This window comes from Streptomyces sp. NPDC030820, from assembly GCF_055572075.1.
Window position 1 is genome coordinate 14,780 of sequence record NZ_JBVIEB010000008.1, and the last position, 14,797, is coordinate 29,576.

General features: G+C 73.4%; 9 protein-coding genes. 4 read left to right on the forward strand and 5 right to left on the reverse strand.

Going from position 1 to position 14,797, the window contains the following annotated elements:
• Window positions 1-104: 104 nt before the first annotated feature.
• From ACZ418_RS22420 to glpK, 3 genes are all read left to right on the forward strand, one after another.
• Entirely contained in the window at window positions 105-1,754 is a 1,650-nt protein-coding gene (locus ACZ418_RS22420; protein WP_468365564.1) for an EAL domain-containing protein, read from the forward strand.
• 383 nt (window positions 1,755-2,137) lie between these two features.
• Window positions 2,138-2,887: an MIP/aquaporin family protein gene (locus tag ACZ418_RS22425; RefSeq protein ID WP_468365567.1), complete on the forward strand. Its 750-nt coding sequence runs from the start codon at window positions 2,138-2,140 to the stop codon at window positions 2,885-2,887.
• 67 nt (window positions 2,888-2,954) lie between these two features.
• Complete coding sequence (gene glpK / locus ACZ418_RS22430) at window positions 2,955-4,478, forward strand: glycerol kinase GlpK (RefSeq protein WP_468365569.1); 1,524 nt, start codon at window positions 2,955-2,957, stop codon at window positions 4,476-4,478.
• Between the two features lie 138 nt (window positions 4,479-4,616).
• Here glpK and ACZ418_RS22435 read toward each other — a convergent pair whose 3' ends face one another.
• The 4 genes from ACZ418_RS22435 to ACZ418_RS22450 are packed head-to-tail and all read right to left on the reverse strand — an operon-like array spanning window position 4,617 to window position 9,095.
• Window positions 4,617-5,222, reverse strand: coding sequence for a GTP-binding protein (locus tag ACZ418_RS22435; RefSeq protein ID WP_468365571.1), 606 nt, complete (start codon window positions 5,220-5,222; stop codon window positions 4,617-4,619).
• A gap of 40 nt (window positions 5,223-5,262) precedes the next feature.
• Entirely contained in the window at window positions 5,263-5,658 is a 396-nt protein-coding gene (locus ACZ418_RS22440; protein ID WP_468365573.1) for a DUF742 domain-containing protein, read from the reverse strand.
• A gap of 9 nt (window positions 5,659-5,667) precedes the next feature.
• On the reverse strand, window positions 5,668-6,102 hold the full coding sequence (locus ACZ418_RS22445; protein WP_468365576.1) for a roadblock/LC7 domain-containing protein: 435 nt from the start codon (window positions 6,100-6,102) through the stop codon (window positions 5,668-5,670).
• Window positions 6,099-9,095: a sensor histidine kinase gene (locus ACZ418_RS22450; RefSeq protein ID WP_468365579.1), complete on the reverse strand. Its 2,997-nt coding sequence runs from the start codon at window positions 9,093-9,095 to the stop codon at window positions 6,099-6,101. The genes ACZ418_RS22445 and ACZ418_RS22450 overlap by 4 nt, the downstream gene beginning before the upstream one ends.
• A gap of 420 nt (window positions 9,096-9,515) precedes the next feature.
• Between ACZ418_RS22450 and ACZ418_RS22455 the strand changes: the two genes are divergently transcribed.
• On the forward strand, window positions 9,516-10,046 hold the full coding sequence (locus ACZ418_RS22455; protein WP_468365581.1) for a hypothetical protein: 531 nt from the start codon (window positions 9,516-9,518) through the stop codon (window positions 10,044-10,046).
• 32 nt (window positions 10,047-10,078) lie between these two features.
• Here the strand turns inward: ACZ418_RS22455 and ACZ418_RS22460 are convergent, their stop codons facing one another.
• Complete coding sequence (locus tag ACZ418_RS22460) at window positions 10,079-14,794, reverse strand: hypothetical protein (protein ID WP_468365584.1); 4,716 nt, start codon at window positions 14,792-14,794, stop codon at window positions 10,079-10,081.
• Window positions 14,795-14,797 lie beyond the last annotated feature (3 nt).

The window sequence follows — 14,797 nt, forward strand, 5'->3', positions numbered from 1 at the left end:
CAGAGGCCACAGTGGTTTTCCACGCTGTGTGATCACCCCGGAATCCTGCGTGAACGTCTCATGAACTGCGCCTGGGCGCACGCGGGCAGCGCAATCATGCTCCCGTGCACTCCTGGACGGATACTCTCCGCTTCGCCTTCCAGCCGGTGGTCAACCTGAGGACGGGCGCGGTCACCGCACTGGAGACACTCGCCCGCCCGGAGACCGGTGACATCCTGGCCGAGGCCCGCCGAGACCCCGAACTCGACGGCAGACTCACGGTGTTGGCGCTCCGTGCCGCCACGCGCAAGGAAACCCTGCTGCCGCTGCACCTCAACGTGTTCGCGGCCACCCTCGCCGACCTCGGCGGCCTCGCCCCGCTGCACGACGCCGTGCGCGCGGCCGGGCGCCTGCCCTGGGAGGTGACGCTGGACGTGGTCCCGCCCTACACGCACGTGCCGCAACGGGCCCTGCTGGAGGCGGTGGCCGCGCTGCGCGAGCAGGGCTTCCGGATCAGCGCGGACGGCATCGGGGACGGCGACGTACCGCTCCGGCTGCTCACCGACCTCTCCCCCGACCTGGTCAAACTCGACTCCTCGCTGCTGTCCCGGCCGGCCGCGGTGCGGGCCATGCGGACGCTGTGCGAGGAGCTGGGTGCCCTGGTCGCGGTGGAGGGCGTGGAGACCGAGCTGCAGTATGCGGCGGCGCTGTCGGCCGGGGCGCAGCTGGGCCAGGGCGAGCTGTTCGCGCCGCCGGCCCGGATCCCCGCCGCGGACGTATACGTTCCGCCCCGCTCCCCCGGCACCGTCGGTGTGCCCCGGTCCGGGCCGTCGGTGCGGGAGTTCCTGCGCCCGGCCGCCGTACTGCCGGTGACCGCATCGGCGGGGCAGGTGCGGGCGCTGCTGACCGGATCGCCGGACGTCTCCGGTGTGCTGCTGGTGGACCAGGCCGGCCGGCCCGTGCGCTCGGTGCACCGCTCGCGCTTCCTGCTGTCGATGTCCGCCCGCTACGGGCACGCGCTGTACGCCGACCGGCCGGCCTTCAAGCTGGGGGACGCGCCCCGCACCGTCGGGGTCGACGCCACCGCCTGGGAGGTACTGGACGTCGTCGCGATCGGCGGCCGGGACCGGACCTCCGACGATGTCGGGGTGGTCGACCGGCACGGCCGGTGCGTGGGCGTCGTGCGGCTCGCGGACCTGGTGCGGGCGCTGGCCGAGAGCCGGGTCGAGGAGGCCGCCGGGCTCAATCCGCTGACCCGGCTGCCCGGTTCGGACGCGATCACCAGCGAGGTGGACCGGTGGATCGCGGCCGGCCGGACGTTCGCGCTCAGCTGGCTGGACATCGACCATTTCAAGCAGGTCAACGACGGTGCCGGGTTCGCCATGGGCGACGAGCTGATCCGGTCGGTGGGGCGCGCGCTGCAGCAGGCGGCCTCGGGGCACGCGCGCGTGGGGCACATCGGCGGGGACGACTTCCTGGTGCTGGCCGACGAGGCGGGGCTCGACCCGCTGGTCACGGCCGTGCTCGACGCGCCCTGGTCGGCGGGAGGCCGGCCGGTCACGCTCTCCCTCGCGACCGTGGTGTGCGCGCCGGGAAGCGTGGTCGACCACCGGCAGGCCGCCGCCCAGCTCGCCCCGCTGAAGCAGGCGGCCAAGGCCCTGCGCGGCGCGAGCTGGGTGCTCGGACGGGCCGGGCTGCCCGGTCACGAGGTCCGGCGCGGCTCCGGGGCGGCGCCGGCGCCGGCCGGGTACGCAACCGTCGAGCCGGGCCGGTGAACATCCGTCCCGACGGGGTCCGTTGCGCCCCGGTGGCGGTGACCTGGGCATCGAGTGCATCACCGGCACCGTCGCCGCCGGGCCGCAGTGCGAGTCGCCGTCACCGTCGCCGTCGGCAACCTTGACGCCCCCGGGGCGCCGGTGAACACTTCCCGGTGTCAGCCGACATCGCCGTACATTCTCGGCGTTATCTGGCGCACTGCGCCACGGGTCCGTCCTGCTCCACGGACCGTCCCTGCCCGGCGATACGGCTACGACGGCACGCTCGTCACGGACGCCGGGCGGGGCGCGGGGCTCCCTGCCTACGGCTGAGACGCCAACCGAACGTTCCTGCACGGAGGGCCGGGGGCCGACCGCCCCCAACCGGCGCCAAGGGAGCCGCCATGAGCAACGGAGACATCTTCGTCGGCGAAGTGATCGGCACAGCGATCCTGATCCTCTTCGGTGCCGGAGTCTGCGCCGCCGTCACTCTCAGATACTCCAAGGCGCGGGCCTCGGGCTGGGTCGTCATCGCGTTCGGCTGGGGCTTCGGCGTCCTAGCGGGCGCGTACACCGCCGCCCCCCTCTCCGGCGGCCAGCTCAATCCCGCGGTCACCCTCGGCATCGCCATCGACACCGGCAAGTGGGGCAAGGTCTGGGTGTATCTGCTGGGCCAGTTCGTCGGCGCGATGCTCGGGGCCGTACTGGCCTATCTGGTCTACCTCGCCCAGTTCCAGGCCAACGTCCGCAAGGAGGGCACGACGGAGGGGACGGCGGACGAACCGGTGCCCACGCTCGGCATCTTCTCGACCATCCCGGAGATCCGGAACCCGGTCGCCAACCTCATCACCGAGATCATCGCGACCATCGCGCTGGTGCTGCCGATCCTCGCGTTCGGACTGACCAAGGGGCTCGGCGAGTCCGGCACCACCGTGCTGGTCGTCTCCCTGCTCGTCGTCGGCATCGGGCTCTCCCTCGGCGGGCCCACCGGCTACGCCATCAACCCGACCCGCGACCTCGGGCCGCGGATCGTGCACACCTTCCTGCCGATCCCCAACAAGGGCACGTCCGACTGGGGTTACGCCTGGATACCGGTCGTCGGGCCCCTGATCGGCGGGGCACTCGCCGGCGTCATCTATAACGCGGCGTTCTGATCACCCGTACGTCACTTCCGCGAGCCGTACGCCAGGTTCCGTACACCCAGCGACCCAGGGGACTGCCATGACGGACACCGCCGACACCTACGTCGCCGCCATCGACCAGGGCACCACGTCCAGCCGCTGCATCGTCTTCGACCACAGCGGCGCCATTGTCGCCGTCGACCAGCGCGAGCACCGCCAGATCTTCCCCAAGCCGGGCTGGGTGGAGCACGACGCGACCGAGATCTGGTCCAAGGTGCAGGCCGTGGTGGCCGGAGCGCTCGCCAAGGCCGGGCTGCGCGCCGACCAGCTGAGTGCGCTCGGCATCACCAACCAGCGGGAGACGACCGTCCTGTGGGACCGCGCCACGGGCAAGCCCGTGCACAACGCGATCGTCTGGCAGGACACCCGTACCGCCGCCCTGTGCAACGAACTGGGCGGCACGGACGGCCAGGACCGCTTCCGTGAGCAGACCGGGCTGCCCCTGGCGAGCTACTTCTCCGGGCCCAAGGCGGCCTGGCTGCTGGACCATGTGCCCGGCCTGAGGGAGCGGGCCGAACGCGGCGAGATCGCCTTCGGGACGATCGACTCCTGGCTGATCTGGAACCTCACCGGCGGCACCGAGGGCGGCCGGCACGTCACCGACGTCACCAACGCCGGCCGCACCATGCTGATGAACCTGGAGACGCTCCAGTGGGATCCCGCCATCCTGTCGGCCATGAACGTGCCCCAGGCGGTACTGCCCGAGATCAGGTCCTCCGCCGAGGTGTACGGCACGGCTGTCGGGCAGCTCGCCGGGGTGCCGGTGGCCTCCGCGCTGGGCGACCAGCAGGCCGCCGTCTTCGGGCAGGCCTGCTACGACGTGGGCACCGCCAAGAACACCTACGGCACCGGCAGCTTCCTGCTGCTGAACACCGGCACCCGGCCGGTGCCGTCCAAGAGCGGGCTGCTGACGACGATGGGCTACAAGATCGGCGGGGAGGCGCCGGTGTACTGCCTGGAAGGGTCCATCGCGATAACGGGCGCGCTGGTCCAGTGGTTCCGCGACCAGCTCGGGATCATCAGCAGCGCCGACGAGATCGAGAGGCTGGCGGGGAGCGTCGAGGACAACGGCGGCGCCTACATCGTGCCCGCGTTCTCGGGCCTGTTCGCGCCCTACTGGCGCTCCGACGCGCGCGGCGTCGTCACCGGCCTCACCCGGTACGTCACGAAGGCCCATCTCGCACGCGCGGTGCTGGAGGCGACGAGCTGGCAGACCCGGGAGGTCGTGGACGCCATGTACCAGGACTCGGGGGTGCGGATCACCACCCTGAAGGTCGACGGCGGCATGACGAAGAACAACCTGCTCATGCAGCACCAGGCGGACGTCCTCGGCGTCCCGGTCAGCCGGCCCCGGGTGTCCGAGACCACCTGCCTGGGCGCCGCCTACGCGGCCGGACTGGCGACGGGCGTGTGGAACGACCTGGACGAGCTGAAGTCCCACTGGCAGCAGGACGCGGAGTGGACACCGGCCATGGAGCCGTCGGTACGCGACCGTGAGTACCGCAACTGGCGCAAGGCCGTGGAGAAGAGCTTCGGCTGGCTGGAGGAGGAGGACGGCGCGTGACGGTGCGCGGCACGCGCGCGTGAGGGTTCATCCCGTGGCACGCGCGCGTGAAGGCTCCCGCGGCACGCGCGCGTGAGGGCTCTTCACCGGACCACGGCCCGTACCCCGGTCGGCGGGGGTACGGGCCGTGCCCGTGGGTCAGCCGAGGACGGCCTGGCGGCGGTCGGCCGCGTACTCCATCGCATGCCGGACGACTCCGACGAGCACCTCCTTGACCGATTCCCGCTCCCGCGCGTCACAGTGCAGGACGGGTACGCCGGCGTCCAGGTCGAGGGCCTGCCGGACCGCCTCGGCCGGGTAACGGGCCGCTCCCTCGAAGCAGTTGACGCCCACGAGGAAGGGAATGCCACGCCGCTCGAAGTAGTCGACGGCGGCGAAGCAGTCCTCAAGGCGCCGTGTGTCGGCGAGGACGACGGCGCCGAGCGCGCCTTCGGACAGCTCGTCCCACATGAACCAGAACCGTTCCTGTCCGGGTGTGCCGAAGAGGTACAGCACCAGGTCCTCGCGCAGGGTGATCCGGCCGAAGTCCATGGCCACGGTGGTGGTGTGCTTGCCCTCCACACCGCTGGTGTCGTCGACCGGGCGGCCGGCCTCGGTGAGCAGTTCCTCGGTGCGCAGCGGCCTGATCTCGCTGACCGCGCCGACGAGGGTCGTCTTGCCCACGCCGAAGCCGCCGGCCACCAGGATCTTGAGCGTGACGGGCTCGACCGGGGGCTTGCCGCGCTCAGAACGCCCGAGGATCATCGGTTTCTTCTCCTGCTCGGGGGGTCTTTCCGGATTGGGGTCACAGCGCGCGGAGGCCGTTGATCACGTCGCGCAGAATGCTCTCGTCCGGCAGCTCGGCCGGTGGCACCGGGCGCGTGACATGGACGAGTTCCGCGTGCACCAGGTCGCCGATGAGCACCCGTACCACGCCGATCGGCAGGTCGAGTCCGGCGGCGAGTTCGGCGACGGACTGCGGTTCGCCGCGGCAGAGCCCGACGATCTCCACGTGCTCGGGTGACAGCGCCGGATCCGTTTCCGGGTCGCCCCCGTCGGGTTCCGTGACGACCACCGCGATCAGATCGAGCCGGTGCTGGGCCGGACTCGTGGTTCGGCCGCGTGTCATGGCGTAGGGACGGACGACCGGTCCGGCCTCGTCGTCGAACCAGTGGTTTCTTCCCTGACCGTCTGCGCTCATGTCATCCCACTACCCGCCTGCGGGCAGATCGGTGCGCGGGGCGCTGCCCAGATGCACGCCGACCCGCTTGACCAGGAGCGTCATCTCGTAGGCGACCTGTCCGACGTCGGAGTCGGCGTCGGACAGGACGGCGAGGCAGCTGCCGTCCCCAGCGGCGGTGACGAACAGGAAGGCGTCGTCCAGCTCCACCACCGTCTGCCGGACTCCGCCCGCGTCGAAGTGGCGGCCCACGCCCTTGGCGAGGCTGTGGAAGCCGGACGCGACGGCGGCCAGATGCTCGCCGTCCTCCCGGGTCAGATCCTTGGACACCCCCGTCGCGAGCCCGTCGCCGGACAGGACGACGGCCTTGCGGATGCTGGCGACCCGGTCGACCAGGTCGTCCAGAAGCCAGTTCAGCCCCCCGTTGTCGGTCGCCGTGTGGCCGGTCGCCTTCGGTGCGGTCATCGACCGTCCCCCTTAGTCGTTCCTTGTGCTGTGCCGTTGTGGTCTGCGTCGCCCTCGGCGTTCTCCTCCCGGCCGCGCTGCCAGCCGCGCTGCAGCGAGGCCATCCGGCTGCGGACCTCCTCGGCGTCGCGGTCGGCGGGCTGCGCCGCACGCTCGGCGCGCCGGGCGGTGTCCTGCTTGAGCTGCGGGGCGAGGCTGGCCTGACGTACGCGCCGGGGCAGGGGCCCGGTGGCCGACTCGTCGCCCGACGCTTCGGCGGGCTGGCTGGGCGTGTGGCCGCTGGTGTCACCGGGCCGTGACTCCTCGCCTGCGCACTCGACCCGGCCGGCGCCGGACCGACCCGGGGCACCCGGACCATCGCCGGCCGGGGGCTCGGGCGGCCGGGCACGCCGGGGCAGGGGCGGGACGTCAGGCGTCGTAGCGGTGTCGTCGGCAGGGGTCGCACCGTGTTGCCGGACTCGGCCGGAGAGTTCGGCGGTGGCCGCATCGCGCTCCTGGACCTCATCCGTCACTTCGGCGGAAGCCGCATCGCGTTCCCGGACCCCATCCGTCACTTCGGCGGAAGCCGCATCGCGTTCCCGGACCCCATCCGTCACTTCGGCGGGGCGGCGGGAGGTGGTGGTGCGTCGGCGGGAGGGCAGCGGGGCCGGGCCGCCCCTCTCGGGGCGACGGGAGGCGGCGGGGGACTGCTGGTCCGGTTCGTCGCGGCGCGGGCGCTGGTCGGTGACGGGCTTGCCGTGCGAGCTGACCAGTTTGGGTGTCTGCCGGCGCGGCAGCGGTATGGGGCCGCGGTCGCCGGCCTCGTCGCGTGACGCGCGGCCGGCGGACGGGGACGCCTGGTCGTCGGCGCCGGTGCGGGAGCGGCGGGGCCGGAACAGCCCCCCGCGCTCGCTGTCCTCGTCCCCCAGGACGCCGGGGAAGTCGTCGATGGCGTCGAGATCCACCGGCGCCTCCAGCTCGACCGGGCCGTCCAGCAGTGAGGTGGGCAGGCCGGGCAGCTGCGCCGGTGCCACCGACCGTCCGGCGCCACGGCCCGCCTGCCCGATCCCCCTCGCGGGGCGGTCCCGGTCGAGGCGGAAGCCGAGGCCGTTGGTGTCCGGTACGTCGTCGCTCAGCAGCGCGTCGGGGATGAAGACGACCGCGGTGGTGCCGCCGTAGGGCGACGGCTGGAGCGAGACCCGTACGTTCTGGCGCTGAGCGAGGCGGCTGACCACGAACAGGCCGAGCCGGTCGGTGTCGGACAGTTCGAACTCGGGGGTCTCGGCGAGACGCAGGTTGGCGTCCAGCAGCGCCTCGGCCGTCATACCGAGACCCCGGTCGTGGATCTCCAGCGTGAAGCCGTTGGCCACCCGCTCGCCGAGGACCTGGACGGCGGTGTGCGGGGGCGAGAAGACCGTGGCGTTCTCCAGGAGTTCGGCCGCGAGGTGGGTGAGGTCGGCGACGGCCGGACCGGTGACGGCGACCCGGGGCAGCCGCCGTACCTCGATGCGTTCGTAGTCCTCGACCTCGGCGACGGCGGCGCGTACGACGTCCATCAGCTGCACCGGGCGGCGCCACTGCCGGGAGGGGGCGGCGCCGGAGAGGATCACCAGGCCCTCGGCGTGCCGGCGCATACGGGTGGTGAGGTGGTCCAGGCGGAAGAGGTCGGCGAGTTCGTCGGTGTCCTCGGTGCGGCGTTCCATGGTGTCGAGGAGCGTGAGCTGCTTGTGCAGCAACACCTGGCTTCGGCGGGCGAGGTTGACGAAGACCTCGGAGACACCGGAGCGCAGTTCGGCCTGTTTGACGGCGGCCTCGACGGCGGCCCGCTGGAGGGTGTTGAGGGCCTGGCCGACCTCGCCCATCTCGTTCTTGTCGTATTCCAGGCGCGGCACCTCCGTCTCGACGTCGACCTGCTCGCCCGCGGACAGCCGGCGCATCACGCTGGGCAGCCGGACACCGGAGGCCTCGTGCGCCTCCAGCCGCAGCTGGCGCAGGTCGCGGATGAGGCCGCGGCCGATCCGTACCGACAGGAAGACGGAGAACACGAGCGCGACCAGGCCGAGCAGGCCCGCGACGGCCGCCTGCACGATGACGCCCATGGCCACCGGGTGGGTACGGCCCTGGAGGCGGTCGCCGACCTGGTCGTCGAGCTTGCCGAGTTCGTCCAGGACGCCGGCGGCCGCGGAGTCCCAGCTCTGCGCCGTGACGCCGTGAGGCGTGCCGGAGTCCGTGCCGATGACGGTCCGTTCGGCCGTGCGCAGCGGCGCGGTGGTGGCGTCCTTCCAGAAGCGTTCGTAGCGTTCGCGGTCGGCGGCCGGCAGCAGGGGCAGGCTGACGTCGTACAGGACGCTGCGCTGGGCGGCGAGGTCGGAGATGTCACGGGTCTCGTCGCGGGTGAGCCGCCCGACGACGAGGGAGGAGCCGAGCAGGGCGTCCTCGCGGGAGAGCAGCTCACGGGCGCGGCTGACGTTGACCAGCGCGCGCTCCTGCGCGTCCAGTTCGACGTTGTCGATGCCTTCGAGGGCGGCGAACAGCGTGAAGCATGGGTCGACCAGGCGGTTGTAGAGGCCGAAGGCCTGAGCGCGGGTGACCGTGCGCTGCTCGACGTCACGGCGCAGGGAGCCGAGGCCGTCGAAGGCGTCGAGGACGGCGGTGAGGCGTTCGCTGTCGTCCGCGTCCATGTTGTCGACGACGTCGTGATCGCGGGCGTTCTTGCGGATCGTGGCGATCGCCCGGTCGGTGGCGGCACGAGTACGCTGCAGCGCGGACAGGCTGTCGGCGGCTCTCGGGTCGGCGAGGTAGACGAGGGTCTGGCGGCGCTCCTGCTGCAGTACGCGGACGGTGTCCTCGGCGGGATAGCCGATGTCCTGCTTGACGTCCGTCACCTGGAACAGGCGGGCGACCTCGCGCCCGGTGAGTACCGTGGCGAAGCCCCAGATGGCGGTCAGGGACACCAGCGGCACGAGAAGCAGCGCCACGATCTTCCGGCGGATCGACTTCCCGCGAAAGCGCATGGCCTCCCCCAGCTCGACCCCCGCCGGCCGGGGGTGCACATGTCCGTCAACAAACGGCGCGAGCCTACTACCGCCTGACAGGTAACTCGAAGACATGTCCGGAGGGTGAACTTCCGCTCGGGCGGCGAGAGATGGCGAGTTGTCCGGGCATTGCGGGAGATTGCCACCGCGTTCCGGCGGCCGCGCCCGGCCGGACGGAGATGCCCCGACCGGGCGGTTGGCTGGAATTTTTCCCCGGTCGGGAATCATCGGGCGGGGTCGTTCGTCCTTCTGTACGGGAAATGGGGGCGGAATGGGCCACAGGTGTCGCATCCCGCATCCCGGCGGCGTAAAACAGCGCAAGCCGGGCAGCCACTGGGGAGCCGGAGTCTTGTGACACCGGGGCGAGCGGTCTGCTGGCGGTGGGGAGTGATGCGGGTGATGGGCACGGCGGAGTGGCGCGAAGCGCCCGAGGAGAGCGTGGCGGGGCGCTCGGCGGCCCGGCGGGGCCTGGAGGCACCGGATCGCGACATTCCGGCGCAGAGGCGCGCCAGGGAGTCCACCGGCGCACAGCAGCCGGACCACCGGCCGTTGTGGGTCGAGGAACCTGCCAGACGCCATCCGATGCCGGATCCGGTGCGTACGGCGGCGGTGCGGGCGCTGCTGATCATCGCGGTGACGCTGATCCAGGCGATGGTGGCGTTCCTGTGCACGCTGGCCGATTCCTGGCTGGCCTTCCCCATGGTGATCAGCAGCGTGGCGAGCACGGTGGTGGCGACCTGGGCCGTGGTCGACGTGTGGGTGACCCGCCAGGTGTGGAACCAGCGGTACGGCGTGGTCTCCGAGCCGAGCAGCACGGCCCGCGCACTGCGCCGAGAGCGGCGCGCCCGCCGGCGCGAGGAGCGCGCGGCCCTGCGCGAGCAGGAACGCATACGCCGCCGGGGCGGCACCGGGCAGCTGTCCCACCTCTGATGTCCCGCCCGTGAGCTCCCAGCGGCTCGCTGCTACGGCGTGTTCGGCGCCGGCTTCTTGAACATCCGCGTCGCCGTGATCTCGCTGTGCACCGCCTCTCCGGCCTGCGGCTGCTGGGGCAGTCCGGGCCGGAGGTGTTCCTCCACGCTGATGTACTTCAGGCCGGCCCTGAGGTCGGCGTCATTGCGCAGGCGGATGACCAGCGGGAACTCGGCCAGGGCGGTCGTGTCGAACAGACCGGTGGTGTACAGCAGCTGCACACCGAGCGCGTCCGACACGGCCCGCTGCAGCTCCAGCAGGTAGGTGGCGTTGGCACGGCCGATCGGGTTGTCCAGGAACAGCGTGCCGGCGTGCCGGTGCTTGTCCCGGCCCCGGTCGTTCGAGCGGAGGGCGGCCATGGTGCAGTACAGGGCGATCGCCGCGGTGAGCAGCTGGCCGCCGGAGAAGACGTCGCCCATCTGACCCACGGGCACGCGCTCGGCGCGCAGTACGGCGTCGGGCTTGAGGATCTCGACGGCCACGCCCTTCGGCTGAAGTGCGGCCGCGACTCCGCGCAGCAGCAGCGACATGCCGTCCCGGCGCAGGTCGGAGTTCTTCTTCACGGCCGCGCGTGTGGCGTCGTCGATGACCTCGCCGAGCCGTTCGGTGAGGGTGGCCTGGTCGGGCTCCTCGAAGCGGATGCGCAGGAACTCCTGGCCGGACCACTCGCCGAGGCCCTCGGGCAGCCGGGACAGCCGCTGGGCGGACCGCAGGGTGGCGAGAGCCGACTCCACCAGGCCCCTGAGGCGGTCCACGATCGAGTCGCGGTTGCGCTCCAGCTGGGCCAGCTCGTCGGTCAGGACACGCAGCCGGGGCGCGAACGCGTCCGCCCACTTCTGCGCGTGCTCGGGCAGCGCGGACGCGGGCAGTTCGCGGATCTGCTGCCGGGCGGGGGTGCGGACCTGCTCGTAGCGCGTGGAGTTGGCGTGCCGGACGAGGACGTCGCTCGCCTCGCGCACGGCCGCCTCGGCGGTGGACAGGTCGGCTGCGCAGCCCCGCAGCGAGCGGCGGGCCTCGGCGGCGGAGTGCCGGGCCTCCTCCAGGCTGCCGGGGTACGGCTCCGGCTCCTCCTGCTCCTCCTCGGGGGCGTGCTCGCGCAGCAGGTCGCGGAGCATCGCGGCGATCTCGTCGAAGCCGCCGGCCGCGTCCTCGGCGGCCCGGTGGGCCTCCAGCAGCTCCGCGTGTGCCTCGCGGGCCCCGGCCAGCGCCTCGGTGCGGGCGGCGAGCTCGCCCGTCGCGGTGCGCAGCAGCGCCTGGGCGTGCTCGGCGTCACGCGGGACGAGTTCCTCGGGCAGCTCCGTGTGCGCCTCACCGTCCTCGGGGGCGTGCCGTTCGGCCTCGCCGCGCAGCCTGCCGAGCTGCTCGCTCGCGCTGGACATGCGGGTCTCCAGGAGCTGCACCAGCTCCTCCGCGCGGGCGGCGGCGGCCTGCCGGGAGGGTCCGTCGGAGCCGTCGGGCGACTGAAGCAGTTGCTCGGCGCGGGTGCGGACCTTGTTGCTGAGCCGGTCCAGCTCGGCAAGGGCGGCGCTCTCGTCGCTCTCCGCGCGGGCCTGCTCGGCGCGCAGGTCGGCGCCGACGCCGACCTTCTCGTACACCTGCGAGGCAGCCCGGTAGGCCTCGCGGAGGGCGGGCAGGGACGCCTTGGGGGCGTCCGCGTCCTCGACCGGTACGTCGTCGGGGGCTCCGGCGATCTCGGAGCGCTCGGCGCGCAGGGCTCGTGCGGTGCGGCGGGCGTCGTCGGCGGCGCGCTGGGCGGCGCGGCGGTCCTCGTCGGCGGCGCGGGCGCGCTCCAGGCAGGCCTGGGCGCGGGCCTCGGACTCGGCGGCCTCGTCGGCGAGTTCGCGGAGTTTCACCTGCCAGCCGGCGCGCTCGCGGAGCCGGTAGGCCAGTCCGGCGAGGGCGTCGGCGGCGCGGCGGGCCCTCTGCGCGGCCTCCTGCCGCTCGTCGCGGACCTGCGCGGCCTCGGCGGCGGCCTCGTCGGCCTCCGCGCGCACCGTACGGGCCTCGGCCAGCTCGGCCTCGGCCTCCTCGGCGAACTCGCGGGCCTCCTGAGCGGTCTGAGCCAGTTCGAAGAGGCGGCCGACGGGGCAGCCGGTGCGCCAGGAGGCGAGCCGGGCGGCCAGTTCGCGGTCCTTGCCGAGGCGCGCGGCGAGCGTGCGGATCTCCTCGTCCCGTTCGGTGGCCCGCGCGCGCAGCGCCTGCCGTTCCTCGTCGGCGGCGTGCTCGTCGTGCATGGCCGGGTTCGGCGGCACGAGGAAGACGTCCCCGGAGGCGGCGCTGTCGGCGGGCGGCGGGGCGAGCAGGGCGGCGGCCGTACCGACGGCGACGGCGGAGCGGGGCAGCAAGGCGGCGTCGCCGAGCGCCTCGCGGGCACGCGCGTGCGTGTCGGGGTCGGTGATGATCACACCGTCGACCAGTTCCGGGCGGGCGGCGAGCACGCGCGCGTGGTCGGCGGGGTCGACGGCCTGGGCGAGATAGCGCCAGCCGGGCAGTGCCGGGATGCCGTGCTCGCCGAGGAACTCCACCGTGGCCAGGACGTCCGGGCCGGGCGGCAGCAGTCCGCCGTCACCGAGCGCGCCGAGGATCCGGGAGTCGTCGGCGGCGGCGGTGCGCAGCTCGAAGAGGTGCCGTTCGGCGGTCGAGACGGCGTCGTCGAGGAGTTCGCGCAGTTCGTCGGCGAAGCGGTCGAGTTCCTCGGGGGTGAGGGGGCCTTCGGCCGGGGGCCGGCCGTGCGGGGCCGTCCCCGCCTCGGAACGCGCACCGGACGCGCCCGCGCCGGAGGTTGCCGTGCCGGCCCGGCCGCCGGGGTTGTCGTCGGCTCCGGTCCGGGGGCCGGGCACGTCGGCCCGGCCCGTCCCGGACGCACCCGGCAGGCTGAGCAGTTCCGCCAGCCGTTCCTCGGCGGCCAGGGACTCGGCGAGGCGCCGTTCGGCCTCGTAGGACCGCTCGGCCGCCGTCGCGGCGTCCGCCGCGCGGGCGGCGGTCAGTTCCGCGCGGGACTCGGCGGCGGCCGCCTCGCGCGCGTGCTCGGTGGCCTTGCGGGCGGCCTCGCGGGCCGCGTCCCAGGCGGCGACGGCGCTCTTCTCGGCGTCGCTGGCGGCGAGGGCGGCCCGCGCCGGGTCCGCGTCCGGGGCGCTGTCGTCGAGCCAGCCGGCGCGGACGGCCTCGGCCGTCTCCTGCTCGACCTCGGTGAGGCGCTGGCGCAGATGCCCGGCCTCGCTGCGGGCGCGCTGTGCCTCGGTCGCGGCGGTGGTGGAGTCGCGGTAGGCGGAGTCGCCGGTCTCCTGGAGGGCGGCGGAGCGCTCCTCCTCCTCGTTGGCGAGGGACTCGGCGCTCTCGGCGGCCGCGTGCAGGGCCCGTACGAGGTCCACGGCGGCCTTGGCACGTGCGGCGAGGGCGGGCGCGGCGTCCCGCTCGGCCTCCTGGATGGCGGCGGACACGCGCGCGACACGGTCGGCGGCGGCGCGGTGGCGCAGCACGGCCTCGGCGGCCTGCCAGGCGGAGTGCAGGGTGCGGGCGTCGGCCAGCTCGCGCTTCTGGGCGGCGGCGGACTTCTCGGCGGCGGCGAGGGCCAGGGAGGCGTGCCGGTAGGCGAGTTCGGCCGCGATCAGCGCGCTGCGCTCGCGGGCGCCCTCGGAGTGGGTGACGGCGTAGGCGGCGGCCGTGACCCGCTGGGCGAGGTCGGCGGCGCGCACCCGCTCCTGCACCGCCCGCGCGGACAGCCGCCGGGCGAGGGTGCGGGTGCGGCGTTCGGCGCCGGCGTGGACGTCACGCGCGCGTGAGCGTGCCTCGGCGGCCTCGACGATCCGCCCGAGCAGGTCGACGGACCCGGCGGTGAAGTCCCGTTCGGCGATCAGTTCGGCGCGCCGGCCCAGCTTGTTGCCGAAGCCGCTGACGAGGTCGGCGAGGCCGTCGGTGTCACGGGTGTCGGTGACGGCGCGCAGCAGCAGGTCGGTGAAGTCGGAGTCCTTCTTGACCGCGAAGAGACCGGCGGCCTCGCCCTCGTCGGCGTTCATCTCCCGCTGGTAGCGGAAGAGTTCGGGGTCGAGGCCGAGGTCGCCGAGGTGCTCGATCCAGCGGTCGTGGATCTCCTCCCAGTGCACCTCCAGGTGCGGGTAGGCCTTGCCGGCCTCGGTGAGGGCGTCGCGGAAGCCCTTCATGGTGCGGCGCCGGCCCCGGGCGCCCGAGGTGCCCTCGACGGGCGGCCGTACGGCGGTGGACTCGGCGACGGGCAGGTTGTCCAGGCTCAGTCCGGGGCCGGGCCGGAAGGAGTACCAGGCCTCGGCGAACTTGCGCGGGTCGTTGGACACCTGCCGTCCGCGCCACTCGCTCACCTTGCCGACGACGACGCACTCGCCGGTCTGCACATGCTGCCACTCCAGCGCCACGTGCCCGCAGTCGTCGGCGAGGAGGAACTTGCGCAGCACACCGGAGCTGGCGCCGCCGAGGGTGTTGCGGTGGCCCGGCAGCATCACCGAGAAGATCAGCTTGAGCAGGACGGACTTGCCGCCGCCGTTCTCCAGGAAGAGCACGCCCGCGGGGGCGGGGCGGCGCGGCGGGCCGGACGGCTCCTCCTCGAAGAACTCCGCCTGCGTGGGCGCCGGGTCGGGCACGGGCTCGCCGACGCCCCGCAGGTCAAGCACGGTGTCGGCGTAGCGTGCACCGGCGGGACCGATGGAGTAGAGGCGGACCCGGGACAGCTCGTACATGGC

Bases quoted from the DNA above. Each gene is read 5' to 3' on its own strand.
- ACZ418_RS22460 (WP_468365584.1), bottom strand. From the start codon at position 14,794: ATGTACGAGCTGTCCCGGGTCCGCCTCTACTCCATCGGTCCCGCCGGT.
- glpK (WP_468365569.1), top strand. From the start codon at position 2,955: ATGACGGACACCGCCGACACCTACGTCGCCGCCATCGACCAGGGCACC.
- ACZ418_RS22450 (WP_468365579.1), bottom strand. From the start codon at position 9,095: ATGCGCTTTCGCGGGAAGTCGATCCGCCGGAAGATCGTGGCGCTGCTT.
- ACZ418_RS22425 (WP_468365567.1), top strand. From the start codon at position 2,138: ATGAGCAACGGAGACATCTTCGTCGGCGAAGTGATCGGCACAGCGATC.
- ACZ418_RS22440 (WP_468365573.1), bottom strand. From the start codon at position 5,658: ATGAGCGCAGACGGTCAGGGAAGAAACCACTGGTTCGACGACGAGGCC.
- ACZ418_RS22445 (WP_468365576.1), bottom strand. From the start codon at position 6,102: ATGACCGCACCGAAGGCGACCGGCCACACGGCGACCGACAACGGGGGG.
- ACZ418_RS22455 (WP_468365581.1), top strand. From the start codon at position 9,516: ATGGGCACGGCGGAGTGGCGCGAAGCGCCCGAGGAGAGCGTGGCGGGG.
- ACZ418_RS22435 (WP_468365571.1), bottom strand. From the start codon at position 5,222: ATGATCCTCGGGCGTTCTGAGCGCGGCAAGCCCCCGGTCGAGCCCGTC.